The 14,277-nt window shown below is 70.3% G+C and carries 16 protein-coding genes; 14 read left to right on the top strand and 2 right to left on the bottom strand.

Annotated elements, in window-relative coordinates:
• Positions 1–32 precede the first annotated feature (32 nt).
• A complete protein-coding gene (gene rplL, locus ACWD0F_RS31000; protein ID WP_449881527.1) occupies positions 33–422 on the top strand; it encodes a 50S ribosomal protein L7/L12 in 390 nt (129 codons plus the stop codon).
• A gap of 183 nt (positions 423–605) precedes the next feature.
• Here the strand turns inward: rplL and ACWD0F_RS30995 are convergent, their stop codons facing one another.
• Positions 606–1,001, bottom strand: coding sequence for a VOC family protein (locus tag ACWD0F_RS30995; protein WP_449881525.1), 396 nt, complete (start codon positions 999–1,001; stop codon positions 606–608).
• A gap of 366 nt (positions 1,002–1,367) precedes the next feature.
• Between ACWD0F_RS30995 and ACWD0F_RS30990 the strand changes: the two genes are divergently transcribed.
• Positions 1,368–3,425, top strand: coding sequence for an ArnT family glycosyltransferase (locus ACWD0F_RS30990; RefSeq protein ID WP_449881523.1), 2,058 nt, complete (start codon positions 1,368–1,370; stop codon positions 3,423–3,425).
• Between the two features lie 78 nt (positions 3,426–3,503).
• On the opposite strand, the gene ACWD0F_RS30985 is transcribed toward ACWD0F_RS30990, so the two are convergent.
• Positions 3,504–3,896, bottom strand: coding sequence for a nuclear transport factor 2 family protein (locus ACWD0F_RS30985; RefSeq protein ID WP_449881521.1), 393 nt, complete (start codon positions 3,894–3,896; stop codon positions 3,504–3,506).
• A gap of 217 nt (positions 3,897–4,113) precedes the next feature.
• Here ACWD0F_RS30985 and ACWD0F_RS30980 point away from each other — a divergent pair, with 217 nt between their 5' ends.
• The 12 genes from ACWD0F_RS30980 to ACWD0F_RS30925 all read left to right on the top strand — a co-directional run.
• Entirely contained in the window at positions 4,114–4,680 is a 567-nt protein-coding gene (locus ACWD0F_RS30980; protein ID WP_449881518.1) for a TetR/AcrR family transcriptional regulator, read from the top strand.
• A 135-nt stretch (positions 4,681–4,815) separates the two neighbouring features.
• Positions 4,816–5,817, top strand: a complete 1,002-nt coding sequence (locus ACWD0F_RS30975) for an ABC transporter ATP-binding protein (protein ID WP_449881515.1) — start codon at positions 4,816–4,818, stop codon at positions 5,815–5,817.
• A gap of 72 nt (positions 5,818–5,889) precedes the next feature.
• Entirely contained in the window at positions 5,890–6,636 is a 747-nt protein-coding gene (locus ACWD0F_RS30970) for an MlaE family ABC transporter permease (protein ID WP_449881513.1), read from the top strand.
• Positions 6,633–7,415: an MlaE family ABC transporter permease gene (locus ACWD0F_RS30965; RefSeq protein ID WP_449881510.1), complete on the top strand. Its 783-nt coding sequence runs from the start codon at positions 6,633–6,635 to the stop codon at positions 7,413–7,415. The genes ACWD0F_RS30970 and ACWD0F_RS30965 overlap by 4 nt, the downstream gene beginning before the upstream one ends.
• Positions 7,412–8,509 (top strand): MCE family protein, encoded by a 1,098-nt coding sequence (locus ACWD0F_RS30960; RefSeq protein ID WP_449881507.1) that lies wholly within the window; start codon positions 7,412–7,414, stop codon positions 8,507–8,509. The genes ACWD0F_RS30965 and ACWD0F_RS30960 overlap by 4 nt, the downstream gene beginning before the upstream one ends.
• Positions 8,506–9,498 (top strand): MCE family protein, encoded by a 993-nt coding sequence (locus ACWD0F_RS30955; RefSeq protein WP_449881504.1) that lies wholly within the window; start codon positions 8,506–8,508, stop codon positions 9,496–9,498. Before ACWD0F_RS30960 ends, ACWD0F_RS30955 begins: the two co-directional genes overlap by 4 nt.
• Positions 9,489–10,481, top strand: coding sequence for an MCE family protein (locus ACWD0F_RS30950; protein WP_449881502.1), 993 nt, complete (start codon positions 9,489–9,491; stop codon positions 10,479–10,481). The genes ACWD0F_RS30955 and ACWD0F_RS30950 overlap by 10 nt, the downstream gene beginning before the upstream one ends.
• The gene (locus tag ACWD0F_RS30945) at positions 10,478–11,467 is read left to right on the top strand and encodes an MCE family protein (protein WP_449881500.1); all 990 of its coding nucleotides are present in this window, start codon (positions 10,478–10,480) and stop codon (positions 11,465–11,467) included. The genes ACWD0F_RS30950 and ACWD0F_RS30945 overlap by 4 nt, the downstream gene beginning before the upstream one ends.
• Positions 11,464–12,663 carry an MCE family protein gene (locus ACWD0F_RS30940; RefSeq protein ID WP_449881497.1) on the top strand — a complete coding sequence of 400 codons (1,200 nt, stop codon included), beginning with the start codon at positions 11,464–11,466 and terminating at the stop codon, positions 12,661–12,663. Before ACWD0F_RS30945 ends, ACWD0F_RS30940 begins: the two co-directional genes overlap by 4 nt.
• On the top strand, positions 12,627–13,127 hold the full coding sequence (locus tag ACWD0F_RS30935) for a hypothetical protein (RefSeq protein WP_449881494.1): 501 nt from the start codon (positions 12,627–12,629) through the stop codon (positions 13,125–13,127). The genes ACWD0F_RS30940 and ACWD0F_RS30935 overlap by 37 nt, the downstream gene beginning before the upstream one ends.
• Complete coding sequence (locus tag ACWD0F_RS30930) at positions 13,124–13,621, top strand: hypothetical protein (protein WP_449881492.1); 498 nt, start codon at positions 13,124–13,126, stop codon at positions 13,619–13,621. Before ACWD0F_RS30935 ends, ACWD0F_RS30930 begins: the two co-directional genes overlap by 4 nt.
• Positions 13,622–14,067: 446 nt before the next feature.
• Positions 14,068–14,277, top strand: a 210-nt coding sequence (locus ACWD0F_RS30925) for a hypothetical protein (RefSeq protein WP_449881489.1), incomplete at its 3' end; no start/stop codon positions are given.

The following is a 14,277-nucleotide window of genomic DNA, read 5'->3' as shown; positions in this document are numbered from 1 at the left end:
TTTCTGCAAGTCCTAAACGTAAGGAAACCATCATGGCGAAGCTCAGCAACGACGAGCTGCTCGACGCGTTCAAGGAGATGACCCTCCTCGAGCTGTCGGACTTCGTGAAGCAGTTCGAAGACGTCTTCGACGTCAAGGCCGCCGCCCCCGTCGCGGCCGTCGCGGCCGCTGCCGGCGCCGGCGCCGAGGCCCCCGCGGTCGAGGAGCAGGACGAGTTCGACGTCATCCTCGAGGGTGCCGGCGAGAAGAAGATCCAGGTCATCAAGGAGATCCGCGCCCTCACCTCCCTGGGCCTCAAGGAGGCCAAGGACCTGGTGGACGGCGCTCCCAAGTCCGTCTTCGACGGCAAGGTCAACAAGGAGCAGGCCGAGAAGGCCAAGGCCGCCCTCGAGGGTGCCGGCGCCAGCGTCACCGTGAAGTAACTTCCCTCTTCACGCAGGCTTTCCGAAAAGAGGCGGCTGCACCCTGGTGCCGGGTGCGACCGCCTCTTTTTGTATGCCCGGGGTGCGCCCTGAGGGTGTCTTCAGTCCCCGAGAGCAAGATCGCGATCTGGTCCGGAGGAGACTGAGGCAACACCGCCGGAAAGACCTTGTTCGCCGGGAAGATCATCGAGGGCGATGTGCCCGGATGTCCACAGGGCGTCCATCGGGATCACGAGCCGTCATCGTCCATTGCGTGGGCAGGGTCTCGATCTCTCCTACCGACTGCCCGGCATCCAGGATCCGTTCGCGAAGCGCGCACAGGTGAGCGTATGTGCCCACGCGCAGACCCCAACCCGCCCGGTTCAGGGGATCAAGATCGAGGGCGGGGACGGTAGCGGTTTCGACGAGCATCAGATGGTCGGCCCCGCCGACATCGAGGACCGCGATCCGCGGATCAGCAGAGGTTGCGGCCCGTTCGAACGCGAGCGTTGCTCCGAGCATCTCCGTGTAGTACGCCACGAGCCGGTCGAGGTTGGTCGTGGACAGTGTCAGATGGTTGATTCCGAACAGATCGGTCATGATCCACCGAGCGTAGCCCGGCCGCATCTCGATCGTGCGGACACCCCCTGAGGCGGCTGCACCTTGATGGTCGGGTGTGACCGCCTTTTGCGTGTGCCGGAGCGGCTGCAGCTTGATGGGGTGTGATCGCTTTTCGCGTGAGTTCGGGGTCAGACCTGAGGCGGCTGCACCTCTGATATTGGGGTGTGACCGCCTTTTTTCCTGTGTGTCCGAGGTGCGGTCTGCCAAGTGGGCCCGTGCGCCGTGGCGCGCCTGGGGTGTCCGTGCACTCGCCAGGGCCTGCGGTGTTGCCGGCGCGGTGCTGCCTTAGAAGATTCTCATGCGCGTCTCATCGCCTCGCCAATCGCCTTGCCTAGCGTTCTGGTTGTGGTTACTGAAGCGAAGTCTCGTTGGGCCCTGGCCGGGCTGCTCCTCGGCAGCGGTGTGCTCTACATCTGGGGGCTCGGCTCCTCCGGCTGGGCCAACTCCTTCTACTCGGCGGCCGTGCAGGCGGGCAGTCAGAGCTGGAAGGCGTTCTTCTTCGGGGCTTCCGACGCCGCCAACGCCATAACCGTCGACAAGACGCCCGCCTCGTTGTGGCCGATGGTGCTCAGCGTGCGGCTGTTCGGGCTCAGCTCATGGGCGATCCTCATTCCGCAGGCGCTCATGGGGGTCGGCTCTGTGGCGATGGTCTACGCCACCGTGCGCAGGCTCTTCAACGCGTGGGCCGCGCTGCTGGGCGGGGCCGTGCTGGCGGTGACGCCGGTGGCCGTGTTGATGTTCCGGTTCAACAATCCCGACGCGTTGCTGGTGTTGTTGCTGACGATCGCCGGATACTGCGTGGTGCGGGCTCAGGAGCGCGGGGCGACGCGGTGGCTGGTGCTGGCGGGGGCGGCGATCGGGTTCGCGTTCCTGGCGAAGATGATGCAGGCGTTCTTGGTGCTGCCGGGGTTCGCGCTGGTCTATCTGGTGACGGCGCCGGTGGCCTTCTGGCGGCGGATGTGGCAGTTGCTGCTGGCCGGGGCGGCCATGGTGGTCGCCGCCGGATGGTGGTTGCTGGCCGTGGCGCTGGTGCCTGCGGCCGATCGGCCGTACATCGGGGGCTCGCAGAACAACAGCGTGCTGGAGCTGGCGCTCGGATACAACGGCATCGGGCGGCTCAACGGTGGTGACTACGGCGGGCTGGGAAATCTGAACCAGCAGGCCGGATGGTTGCGGTTGTTCGACACCGAGGCGGGCGGGCAGATCGCCTGGTTGCTGCCGGCGGCGCTGGCGTTGCTGGTCGCGGGCACCTGGCTCACCCGGCGGGCGCCGCGGGTCGATCCGGTACGGGCCGGTTTGTGGGTGTGGGGGAGCTGGCTGGTCGTGACCGGGCTGATCTTCAGCCTGATGCAGGGGATCTTCCACGCCTACTACACGGTGGCGCTGGCTCCGGCCATCGCGGTGCTGGTGGGCATGGGGGCGGCCGTGGCGTGGGAGCGGCGGGCGTACAGACTGCTCGCCGTGGTCACGGCCGGCACGGTCGCGTGGTCCTACCTGTTGCTGGCGCGTAGCGCCGACTGGAACTCCTGGCTGGGTTTCGCCGTGCTCGTGGCCGGACTGGGGGCGGCGCTGGTGATGTTGTTCGTCCGCCGGGCCCTGGCGGTCGTCGCCGTCGCCTCAGTGGCGTGCGTGGCGTGCCTGGCGGGGCCGGCGGCTTATGCCATGGACACGGCCGCGTCGCCGCATACGGGGGCCATTCCGACGGCGGGTCCCACCACCGGCGGTTTCGGGCAGCCTGGCGGTGGCGGGTTCCAGCGCTCCGGAGCCGGGGGAGGCGGTCGGTCGTTCGGGCAGGGAGTGCCTGGAGGTGGCCAGCCGTTTGGACAGGGGGCGCCTGGAGGTGGCCAGCCGTTCGGGCAGGCGGCTCCTGGAGGTGGTCAGTGGCCCGGTGGGCCTGGTGGCACTGCTCAGCAGCCGGGTGATGGGCGAACCCGGGGGAGTGACGGGTCGGGGGCCGATGGCATGGGTCGTCGCGGTGGGATGGGTGGCGGCATGGGCGGGTTGCTCAGCGCGGGCACCCCCGCGGCCGAGCTCACCGCGCTGCTGAAGAACGGCGCCGCCGGCCATGCATGGGCGGCGGCCACCGTCGGCTCCAACAACGCGGCCGGCTATCAGCTCGCCAGCGGACAACCCGTGATGGCTGTGGGCGGGTTCAACGGGACCGATCCCGCTCCGACGCTGGAGCAGTTCCAGCAGTACGTCGCCGAGAAGAAGATCCACTACTTCGTCGGGACGGGTATGGGGGGCTTCGGTGGGAGAACGGCCGGTGCGACCGGCGGTGGCGCGAGTGATGATGGCACAGGTGGCAGTGATGCGGCGTCCCGGATCGCGGCGTGGGTGCAGGAGACCTTCACCAGCACCACCGTCGGCGGGACCGCGGTGTTCGATCTGACCAAGAGCTGACTTCGCAGGCTCCACTAGGACCTGCCAGAGCTGACTTCACCAGCGCCACCGTCGGTGGAGCGGAAGAGGTGGTCGGGGTCAGGTTGAGGCGGTGCGTACGCGGGTGATGGCGCTGGTGTCCATGTAGTCCCTGGTGTGGATGATCTGGCCGTCCCTGATCCGGAGTACCAGCAGACCGGGGACGGCGATCGTCTGGGTGCCGGCCGTGACGACGGTGGTCTGCTCCACCACCACGACCTCCGGATCCTCCGTGCGGTGCAGCGCGATCAGGCGTACCTCTTGGGTCTCGAACCCCGACGGGCCCCACATCGCGTGATAGCCGGCGCGGATCTCCTCCCTCCCCTTGAACGGCGGCAGCCCGCCGAACGGGAACTCGTGCAGCCCGTCGGCCGCGTAGAGGTCGGCCAGCTCGTCGGGGTCTTTGTGCAGCATGGCGGCGTGGTACCCGGTGACGATGGCGTCGATGACCATGGTGAGCCCTTTCGCTCAACGAGTGTTGACTCAACGAGCGTAGAGCGAAAGGCGGCGTTCAGTCAACGCGGTGAAGGGGGAGCGGGAGGGTCGGGCGACGCGGGGCAGACGGAAACGGCAGGGTCGGCGACCGCGGTGAAGACGGAAGCGGGAGGGTCAGGTAACGCGGGGGAAAGGGGAGACGGGAGGGTTGGGCGGCGCGGGTAGAGTCGGGGTCGTGGGCGAGAGACTGCTTCCGCGGGCTGAGAGGCGGCGCAGGAGCGAGGAGAGGATCCTCGGCGCGGCCAGGGCGTTGTTCGCCGAAGTGGGCTACGAGCGGGCCACGATCCGGGGCATCGCCAAGGCGGCCGGAGTCGACCCCGCCCTCGTGATGCAGTACTTCGGCAGCAAGCAGGAGCTCTTCCAGCAGGCCGTGCGCGTGACCCCGCCCCCCGACGGTGCTCTGGGCGGCGAGGAGCTGGTCGAGCACCTGCTGGGCACGCTCACCGTGAAGATGGGCGAGCTGCCGCACAGCTCCCTCGCCATGCTGCGGTCCATGCTCACCCATCCCGAGGCCGCCGAGTCGGCGCGGGGGGTGCTGGGCCGGCAGATCGACCGGCTCGCCGAGTCCCTGCCCGGCGATGACGCGCGGCTGCGGGCGGCGCTGATGACGACGATCCTGCTCGGCGTGACCGTCGGGCACCAGTTGCTCGATCTCGACGAGCTGCGCGAGGTGCCGCAGGAGGAGATCGCCCGGGTGTTGCGCCCCGCCCTCAGGGCGCTTACTGGACCTGAAGTCTCATAACTGGCAAGTAACAACTTACGGGTGCGGGTTCGCTTTCGACGGAACGTCGCTACGGTGATGGCCAACTGCAAGTAAAGTGTTCGGCACGTAATCCTCTGGATACTCCCTGCTACAGGCGGCGGAAAGGGGTGGCCCGTGGGCGTCGAGGTCGTGGTCGACGGGTTGACCAAGTCGTTCGGCCGTCAGGTCATCTGGGAAGACGTCTCGCTCACCCTGCCCGCGGGTGAGATCTCGGTTCTGCTCGGCCCCTCGGGCACCGGCAAGTCGGTCTTCCTCAAGACGCTGGTGGGCCTGCTGCGGCCGGACCGCGGCCACATCTGGATCAACGGCCACGACCTGGCCAACTGCAGCGAGAACAAGCTCTATGAGCTGCGCCGGCTGTTCGGCGTGCTCTTCCAGGACGGCGCGCTGTTCGGCTCGCTCAGCCTCTACGACAACATCGCCTTCCCGCTGCGCGAGCACACCAAGAAGACCGAGACCCAGATCCGCCAGATCGTGATGGCGAAGATGGAGCTGGTCGGCCTGCTCGGCGCCGAGAAGAAGCTGCCGGGGGAGATCTCCGGCGGCATGCGCAAGCGGGCGGGGCTGGCCAGGGCGCTGGTGCTGGACCCGGAGATCATCCTGTTCGACGAGCCGGACTCCGGGCTCGACCCGGTCCGCACCGCCTACCTCAACCAGCTCATCGTCGACCTCAACGCCGAGATCGAGGCGACGTTCCTGATCGTCACCCACGACATCAACACCGCCCGCACGGTGCCCGACGGCATCGGGCTGCTCTTCAGACGTGAGCTGATCATGTTCGGGCCGCGGGAGATGTTGTTGTCGAGCGACGAGCCGGTGGTGCGGCAGTTCCTCAACGCCAGGAAGCACGGGCCGATCGGCATGTCGGAGGAGAAGGACGTCTCCGAGCTGGAGGCCGAGGCGCAGCAGGGGCACGATCCCGGCGCGCTGCCGCCGATCCCGCCGCAGCTCATGCCGAGCGGCAGCCGGCTCCGGCGCACTCAGCAGCCGCCTGGCACCTGGCTGGCGGCCAACGGCGTGATCCCGCCGCAGGGCTCGTTCGTGGACGAGCGCGGCCGCAACTGGCTGGAGGAATATCCCCGCCTGATCAACGCCCACGTCAACGGCGTCAGGTAAGCCCTTGAGCAATGCCGGCAGGTGGCCTTTCGCGGCCCAGGGCGACTACTTTGCGTGCGTGGGCGAGCGCTCATGGTGATGGTGGAGATCGGGCGGTTCGTCGCCATGTCGCTCGACGTCCTCCGGGTCGCGGGACGGCGGCCGTACCAGGGGCGGGAGTTCGTCCGGCAGGCGTGGTTCATCGTGAGCGTCAGCGCGCTGCCCACCGCGCTGGTCGCCATCCCGTTCGGCGCCGTGCTCGCCATGCAGACGGGCAACCTGATCCGCCAGTTCGGCGCGCAGTCGTTCACCGGAGCAACAGCCGTGCTCGGCATCGTGCGCGAGGCCGCCCCCGTGGTCACCGCGCTGATGATCGCGGGCGCGGCGGGCAGCGCCATCTGCGCCGACCTCGGCGCGCGCAAGATCAGGGAAGAGATCGACGCCATGGAGGTGCTCGGGCTCGACCCTCTGCATCGCCTGGTCGTGCCCAGGGTGGCGGCCTGCGCGTTCGTGGCGCCGTTGCTGAACGGGCTGGTCACCACGGCCGGCCTGATCGCCGGCTACCTGTTCAACGTGGTCGCCCAGGGCGGCTCGCCGGGCGCCTACCTGCAGTCGTTCAACACGCTCGCGCAGGTCTCCGACCTGTGGGTGTCGGAGGTCAAGGCGCTGGTCTTCGGGGTCTCGGGCGGTCTCATCGCCGCCTACAAGGGGCTGAGCGCGGCCGGCGGGCCGAAGGGCGTGGGGGAGGCGGTCAACCAGACGGTGGTGTTCGCCGCCATGGTGCTGTTCGCCGAGAACTTCCTCATCAGCGCCGTCTACAACCAGGTCGTGCTCACGTGAGGGCGCTCAACGAGCAGGGCGAGTTCTACGCCAGGGCCATCGGGTCCGTGCCGGCCGCCGTGCGCTACCGCAGGGAGGTGCTCAGGCTGCTGGCCGAGGTCAGCCTCGGCACGGGCGGCCTGGCGGTGATCGGCGGCACGATGACGATCGTCGCGTTCATGACCTTCTTCACCGGCACCGAGGTCGGCCTGCAGGGTTACCCGGGGCTCGACCGGCTCGGCGGCGCGGCGTTCACCGGTTTCCTGTCCAGTTACGTCAACACCCGCGAGATCGCGCCCATCACGGCGGCGATCGGCCTGTCGGCCACCGTCGGCGCCGGGTTCACCGCCCAGCTCGGCGCGATGCGGATCAGCGACGAGGTGGACGCGCTGGAGGTCATGGCGGTGCCGCCGGTGCCGTTCCTGGTGGGCACGCGGCTGATCGCCGGGTTCGCCGCCGTCGTGCCGCTCTACGTGCTCGGCCTGCTCGCCTCCTACGTCTCCACCCGGTTGATCGTCACTGTCTTCTACGCCCAGTCGACCGGCACCTACGACCACTATTTCCACCTGTTCCTGGCGTCCTACGACGTCTTGTGGTCGTTCGGCAAAGCGATGGTCTTCGCCGTGCTGGTGATCCTCATCCACTGCTACTACGGCTTCCACGCGACGGGCGGTCCGGCGGGGGTGGGGGTCGCGGTCGGCCGGGCCGTGCGCGCCGTCCTGGTCACCGTCAACGTCGCGAACATCCTGCTCGGCCTGGCCATCTGGGGCACCACCACGACGGTGCGGCTGGCCGGATGAGGTACGGCGTCGTGCTGCTGACGGTCATCGCCGCGTTCGCGGCGCTGACCGTGGCCGTCTACCTCAAGGTCTTCTCCACGGCCAAGCGGGTCACGTTGATCGTTCCGGCGGCGGGTCTGCAGCTCGACCGGCGGGCGGACGTGAAGGTCCACGGCGTGGTGGTCGGCGAGGTGGCCGACCTCCAGCCGGACGCGGCGGGCGCCCGGCTCACCCTCGCCCTCGACCAGGACGTCGACCGCGCCTCGACCGCGGAGCTGCTGCCGAAGACCCTGTTCGGCGAGAAATACGTGAACCTCCGCCCGCCGGCCACCCCGCGCGGCCCGATCCGCGACGGCGACGTGATCAGGGCCTCGGCCACGGCCGTCGAGCTGCCCCAGGTCCTCGACCGTCTCCTGTCACGCCTGCGCGGCGTGCGTCCGGACCGCCTCAACGCCACCCTGAACGCCCTGGCCACCGCACTCGAAGGCCGTGGCGACCGCCTCGGGGCGACCCTGGCCAGGGCCGACGCCTACCTGGCCACGCTGCGGCCGTACCTTCCGGCGATCAGGCGCGACATCTCCAAGCTCGCCGACGTCACCGCCCTGTACGGCGACGCCGCCCCCGACCTCCTGCGCACCCTCGCGAACACGGCCGCCCTGAGCCGCACCGTCACCGCCCGCGCCGGAGAGATCGTCCAGATCACCGAGGACGTCCCCAGAGCCGCCGCCAAGGCCGACCGCCTCCTGCGCGACTCCGAGACCGGCCTCGTCGGCCTCCAGCACGTCGCCCGCCCGGCGCTCGACCTCACCGCCCGCCACGCCCCGGCGCTGCCGTGCGTCCTGCGGGGCCTCGACCGCCTGAGTCCGCTGCTGGACGACGCCTTCGGCCACGGCAGTCTCAAGGTGCACCTGGAGATCGTCAGGCCGCGGCCGCCGTACCTGGCGGGCCGGGACACGCCGGCGTACGACGACCGCCGCGGCCCGCGCTGCTACGGCCTGCCCGACCACCCGCCCGTGCCGTTCCCGCGGATCAGGTTCGACGACGGGACCGGCGACGAGCCTGATCCGTTCGCGCGCATGAGGACCGGCGACCTGGCGGGGTTGCTGCTGCGATGACCACGCTCTGGCCCGGCCTCAAACTGGCCGCGTTCGCCCTGGTGACGGCGTTCTGCGTGGCGACGCTCGCGATCACGATCACGGGCGTGCCGTTCGCCGCGTCCACCGCCTACGAAGCGCTCTTCACCGACGCGTCGGGCCTGCGCGCGGGCGACGACGTCCGCGTCGCGGGCGTCCGGGTGGGCCGCGTCGACGAGGTCACGCTGGCGGGCACGCGCGCCCGGGTCGCCTTCTCGGTACGCGAGCGCACCCGCCTCCCCCACTCCGTCGTGGCCGCCATCCGCTGGCGCAACCTGGTGGGCGACCGCTACCTGAACCTGTCCACGGGCAGCGGCGGCCCCGGGCTCCTGCCGCCCGGCGCCCGCATCACGAGCACCCGCCCGGCGCTCGACGTCACGGCCCTGTTCAACGGCTTCAGACCGCTGCTGAACGCCATCCGCCCCGCCGACGTCAACCGGCTGAGCTGGCAGATCGTCCAGGTCCTGCAGGGCGAGGGCGGCACGGTCGAGAGCCTGCTCGGCCACATCGGCTCGCTCACCGGCGCCCTGGCCGACCACGACGCGGTGATCGGCCGGGTGATCGACAACCTCGCCGCCGTGCTCGGCGCGGTCGCGAGCCGCGAGCACGAGTACGGCGAGCTGATCACTGACCTGCGTGCCCTGGTCGGCGGCCTGGCCAGGGACCGCGAGGTGATCGGCGGCTCCCTGGCCGCGCTCGACCGCCTCACCGGCCTCACCGGCTCCCTCATCGAGCGGGCCAGGCCGGACCTGCGCGCGGCCGTCGAACACGCAGACAGCCTCCTCGCGGCGCTCAACGACCGCGACGAGGTGATCGACCAGGCGCTCCAGCAGGCCCCGTCCCGGCTGAACCAGCTCGTCAGAGCCACCTCCTACGGCTCGTGGTTCAACTTCTACCTCTGCTCGCTGTCCGTCAGGAGCGGCGAGGCGACCACGCCGAAGATCGTCAACGAGAGCCCGCGATGCCACTGACCCCCTTCAGGAGACGCGACCCGATCCCGCTGGCCGTCGGGGGCATCGCCGTGGCGCTCGCCCTGGTGGCCGCCGCGCTGGGGGTGGGCGAGCTGCCCTTCGGCACCACGTACGAGGCCGCGTTCGCGGAGTCGGCGGGCCTGCGTCCCGGCGACGACGTCATGATCGCCGGTGTGCTGGTGGGCGAGGTCACGGAGGTCGAGCTCGAAGGCGACCACGTACGCGCTGAGCTGCGGGTGGCCGGCGAGGTCGGCCTCGGCTCGCTGACCCGCGCCGACATCCGGATCAAGACCCTGCTCGGCGCCCACCACGTCATGCTCGATCCCCGGGGCCCCGGCCGCCTGCGGGGCCCGATCCCGCTGTCGCGCACGAGCGTCCCCTACGAGGTCATGCCGGCCGTGGCCGACCTGTCCCAGGCCGCCGGGCGCATCGACGAGCGCGCGCTGGCCTCCGCGCTGACCGTGCTGGCGCGGACGGTCGACGGCTCGTCGGAGGAGATCAGGTCCTCGCTGGACGGGCTGGGCCGGCTCTCCCGGACGATCGCCTCCCGCGACGCCCGGCTGCACGACCTGATGCGCCGCGCGCGTTCCGTCACCGGCCTCCTGGCGAGCCGGAACACCGGCCTGAGCGGCCTGGTCAGGGACGGTGACCTGGTGCTGCGCGAGATCGCCGCCAGGCGGGCCGTCATCCACGCCCTGCTCGTCGACACGGTGCTGCTGTCCGGTCAGATCGACGGCCTGGTCGCCGACAACAGGACCACCATGAGGCCGGCGCTGGAGCGGTTGCGCGCCTTCGCCGGGGTGCTCAGGCGCAACGAGGAGAGTCTCGGCCGATCGCTGGAGCTGCTCGCGCCGTTCGCCCGGCAGGTGGCCGACGCGGGGGGCAACGGCCGCTGGATCGACACGATCGTCCAGAACCTGGTGCCGTTGCCCGCCTCGATCCAGCCGCCGCCCGACCGCGGTCTCGGCGGTCTCGTCCGATGAGTTTGGTCAGGGGGTGGGCCGCGGGGGTCGTCCTGCTCTGTCTCACCGGTGGTTGCGGGTTCGAGGGTGCCGGGTCGCTGCCGCTGCCCGGCGGCGCCGATCTGGGCGGGCGGCCCTATTCGGTGACGATCGAGTTCGCCGACGCGCTCGATCTGGTGCCGCAGTCCCTCTGCAAGGTCAACGACGTGACCGTGGGGGAGGTCACCGGGATCGAGCTGGACGACGGCTGGCGGGCCGGCGTGGTCTGCGCCGTACGCGGCGACGTCGTCCTGCCCGACCGCACCACGGCGGCGATCGCGCAGACGAGCCTGCTGGGGGAGAAGTTCGTCAAGCTGCTGCCCGCCGGCCGGGGGCGGCTGGGCGGGCCGATCCCGCTGGCGCGCACGCGGACGAGCGCGGAGGTCGAGCAGGTGTTGTCGGCGGCCTCGCTCCTGGTGAACGGCGGCGGTCTGGACCAGCTCGCGACCATCAACATCGAGCTCGGTGCCGTCCTCGACGGCCGCTCGGACACGATCAAGGACCTGTTGCGCAGGCTGGACACGTTCGCCGAAGGGCTGGACGGCTCCAAGCGGGAGATCGTCCGGCTGATCGACGAGCTCGACGACCTCACCGCCACGCTGGCCGGTCAGCGGGGCACGATCGAGGCCGTGGCCACGGAGGCCGGCCCGGCGGTCGAGCAGCTCCGGCGGCAGCGCCGCGATCTGACCGGCCTGCTCGCAGGTCTCGGCCGCCTCGGCCGCACCGCCGGCCGCGTCGTGGAACGCTCCCAGGCCGACACCCTGGCGAACCTTCGCAGCCTCCGCAAGATCCTGAAATATCTGGATCAGGCGCGGCGCAGCATCGCGGGCAACCTGTCCACCGTGCTCACCTTCCCGTTCCCCGCTTCGGCGGCCACGATGTTCAAGGGCGACTACGCCGACACCGACGTGGTCGTGGACGTGTCGCCCGGCAGGACGTTGCGCAACCTCCTCGGCGGCGAGCGGTGATCGCCCGGCTGGTGGCGTTCGCGGTCATCGGGGTGGTGGCGGTCACGTACACGCTGGTCAGGTACGCCCGGGTGGGCGCCGACCTGTTCGATCCCGCCTACCGGGTCACGGTCGACCTGGCCGACGCCGGCGGTCTGTTCGAGAACTCCGAGGCGACCTACCGGGGGGTCGCCATCGGGCGGGTCGAGTCGCTGGCCGTGGCCGGCGGCGGCGCCCGGGCCGTGCTCAGGCTCGACCCCGCGCGGCCGGTGCCCGCGCGGGGGCTGCTCGCCTTGGTGGCCAACCGGTCGGGCGTGGGTGAGCAGTACCTGGATCTGCGCCCGTCCGGGGCGGCGGGGCCGTACCTGCGGGACGGGGACGTGATCGGCCGCGAGCGCACCCGCCTGCCGATCACCACCGCCCAGGTGCTCGGCGACACCGACCGGCTGCTCGCCTCCGTGGACCCCGGCGACCTGGAGACGGTGGTGACGGAGCTGGAGAAGGCGTTCAGCGGGCCGCACCTGGGCCGGCTGATCGACGCGGGCGGCACGCTGCTCGGGCAGGCCGAGGAGGTGCTTCCCGAGACCGTCTCGGTCCTTGATGACGGAGAGACCGTGCTGGACGCTCAGCGGGCGTCTGGGAGCCATCTGAGGGCATTCGCGGGAGATCTGGCCACCTTGACTGGTTCGCTCAGGAAAGGCGCCCACGACCTGTCGAACGTCCTCGGCCGCACCCCGCGCGCGGCCCGGTCGGTGGAGCGGCTCGTGGACGGGGTCGATCCCCACCTCCGCCCGCTGCTGGCGCACCTGGTCGTCGGCGGGCAGACGGTCTCGGCCCGCGTCGCGGCGCTGCGCCAGCTCATGATCGGCTATCCGGCGGCCGTGGCGGGCGCCTTCACGGTGGTGGGCGAGGACGGGCTGCGCCTCGGGCTCGACCTCAACGTCAACGTCCCGCCGCCGTGCCGGCGCGGCTACGAGCACGTACGCAGGCGCCATCCGCGCGACGTCGCCCCCCGGCGGGCCGACCCGGCGGCGTACTGCAGGGAGCCCCGCGACAGCGCGACCACGGTACGCGGCGGGCGCAACGCCCCGGCTTCCCAACCGGCTCCGTCGATTGCCGGGCTGGGCGCCTGGGTGGCGCGTTATGATCCGGCGACCGGGCGGGGAAGAGGTGAGCTGAGGTGGCAGGACTTGCTGTTCGGCCCGCTCGCATCCTGATCGCGGCACTCTGCGGGACGCTGGCGGTGCTCGTCGGCACGGGCGGGTGGATCGCCGTTCAGGCCCGCGACGAGCAGGGCAGGGCGGGCGACAAGCAGGCGGCGCTGCTGGCGGCGGGCACCCACGCCAAGAACCTCGTCTCGCTCGACTACAAGACCGTCGACGCCGACGTGCAGCGCATCCTCGACACCTCCACCGGGGCGGCCAGGGCCGAATACGCCGCCACCACGGGCAAGCTCAAGTCCACCACGCTCGCGAACAAGGTCGTCCAGCACGGCGTGCTGCGCGCGACGGGGCTCGTCTCGATGAGGGAGGCCGCGGCCAAGGTGCTGGTCGTGGCGGACGTGGAGATCCGCTGGGACGGCTCCAAGAGCCCGCCCCAGCAGCGTTACTACCGCTGGTCGATGGACGTGAGCAAGATCGGCGGTGGCTGGCTGGTGTCCAAGGTGGTGCAGGTGACGTGAGAACGTTCGTGATCGTGCTGCTGGGCGTCCTCGTGGTCGTGGCGGGCGTGCTGGTGCCGACGATGTGGGTCAACCTGCGCGACCTGCGCGACGCCGACGCGGCCGGGGTGGAGGCGCTGGCCGTGGCCAAGGACGTCGCGCCCGACCTGCTCTCCTACGACTACCGGACGGTGGAGGAGGATCTGGCGCGCGCCGGGCAGCTCACCACGGGCGCGCTGACCAAGCAGTACGCCGCGCTGACGACCTCGCTGGCCTCGAGGGCCAAGGCCGAGAAGACCGTGCAGACGGTGGCCGTGGCGGGGGCCGGGATCGAGCGAGCGGAGCCTGATCGCGTCGAGGTTCTGCTCTTCGTGAACACTGGTACGGTCAAGGAGATCCCCGGTAAAGGCGAGGCCCGGCAACAGGTCACGCAGAACCGGGCCAGGTTCGTCATGGTGCGGCAGGATCGTCGCTGGCTGGTGGCCGACCTGTCGACGCTGCTGGGGACCGCCTGAAGCTCCGGGACCCGGTGGGCGCGCCGCTTCTTTCAATTGTTACCAAAAATCAGGTTTAGCGTAGCCCTCGATCAGGGTAATCCAGTCACTGCTACACCGGTTGTCGGCATGGGTTCGACCCCCAGTGTGACGGAGCGTTAACCGCCCACGATCGCGGGTATCGTCTTGGGCCTGGCGGTAGGCGTCCGGTCACGCAGAGGAGAAAACCCAGCGTCCGGGCCCCTAGTCGGCTAAAAGTCGGGCTTTCGGGCTTGACGTTTGCGCCTGAACGGGCGATGCTGCGACCAACGTGGAGCATGCAGCGAGAGCGAAGTGGACAGGCGTGTGCCGTTCGGCTACACTGCCCCTTTGCGCTGCCCTTTGACGACCCGTGATGCTTGCTCACGTTGCGAGGTTGTCTGGCGTGCGTGTAGTCAGTCCGCCGCGAGCCCTCGGAAGGACATCTGTTGGCAGCCTCGCGCAACGCCTCCGCCGTACCCGCTGGTCCCAGTCGCGTCTCTTTTTCGCGCATCCAGGAGCCCCTCGAAGTTCCTGACCTTCTCGCTCTGCAGACCGAGTCTTTCGACTGGCTGCTCGGCAACGAGAAGTGGAAGGCCCGGGTAGAGGCGGCTCGCCAGGCCGGGCGCAAGGACGTCCCGACCCAGTCGGGCCTCGAA

The organism is Nonomuraea sp. NPDC002799 (assembly GCF_053592075.1).
Note: the sequence above shows the minus strand (reverse complement) of the source record. Positions and strands in the feature narration are given on the sequence as shown.

Bases quoted from the DNA above. Each gene is read 5' to 3' on its own strand.
- ACWD0F_RS30960 (WP_449881507.1), top strand. From the start codon at position 7,412: ATGAGGTACGGCGTCGTGCTGCTGACGGTCATCGCCGCGTTCGCGGCG.
- ACWD0F_RS30970 (WP_449881513.1), top strand. From the start codon at position 5,890: ATGGTGATGGTGGAGATCGGGCGGTTCGTCGCCATGTCGCTCGACGTC.
- ACWD0F_RS30950 (WP_449881502.1), top strand. From the start codon at position 9,489: ATGCCACTGACCCCCTTCAGGAGACGCGACCCGATCCCGCTGGCCGTC.
- ACWD0F_RS30995 (WP_449881525.1), bottom strand. From the start codon at position 1,001: ATGACCGATCTGTTCGGAATCAACCATCTGACACTGTCCACGACCAAC.
- ACWD0F_RS30955 (WP_449881504.1), top strand. From the start codon at position 8,506: ATGACCACGCTCTGGCCCGGCCTCAAACTGGCCGCGTTCGCCCTGGTG.
- ACWD0F_RS30945 (WP_449881500.1), top strand. From the start codon at position 10,478: ATGAGTTTGGTCAGGGGGTGGGCCGCGGGGGTCGTCCTGCTCTGTCTC.
- rplL (WP_449881527.1), top strand. From the start codon at position 33: ATGGCGAAGCTCAGCAACGACGAGCTGCTCGACGCGTTCAAGGAGATG.
- ACWD0F_RS30985 (WP_449881521.1), bottom strand. From the start codon at position 3,896: ATGGTCATCGACGCCATCGTCACCGGGTACCACGCCGCCATGCTGCAC.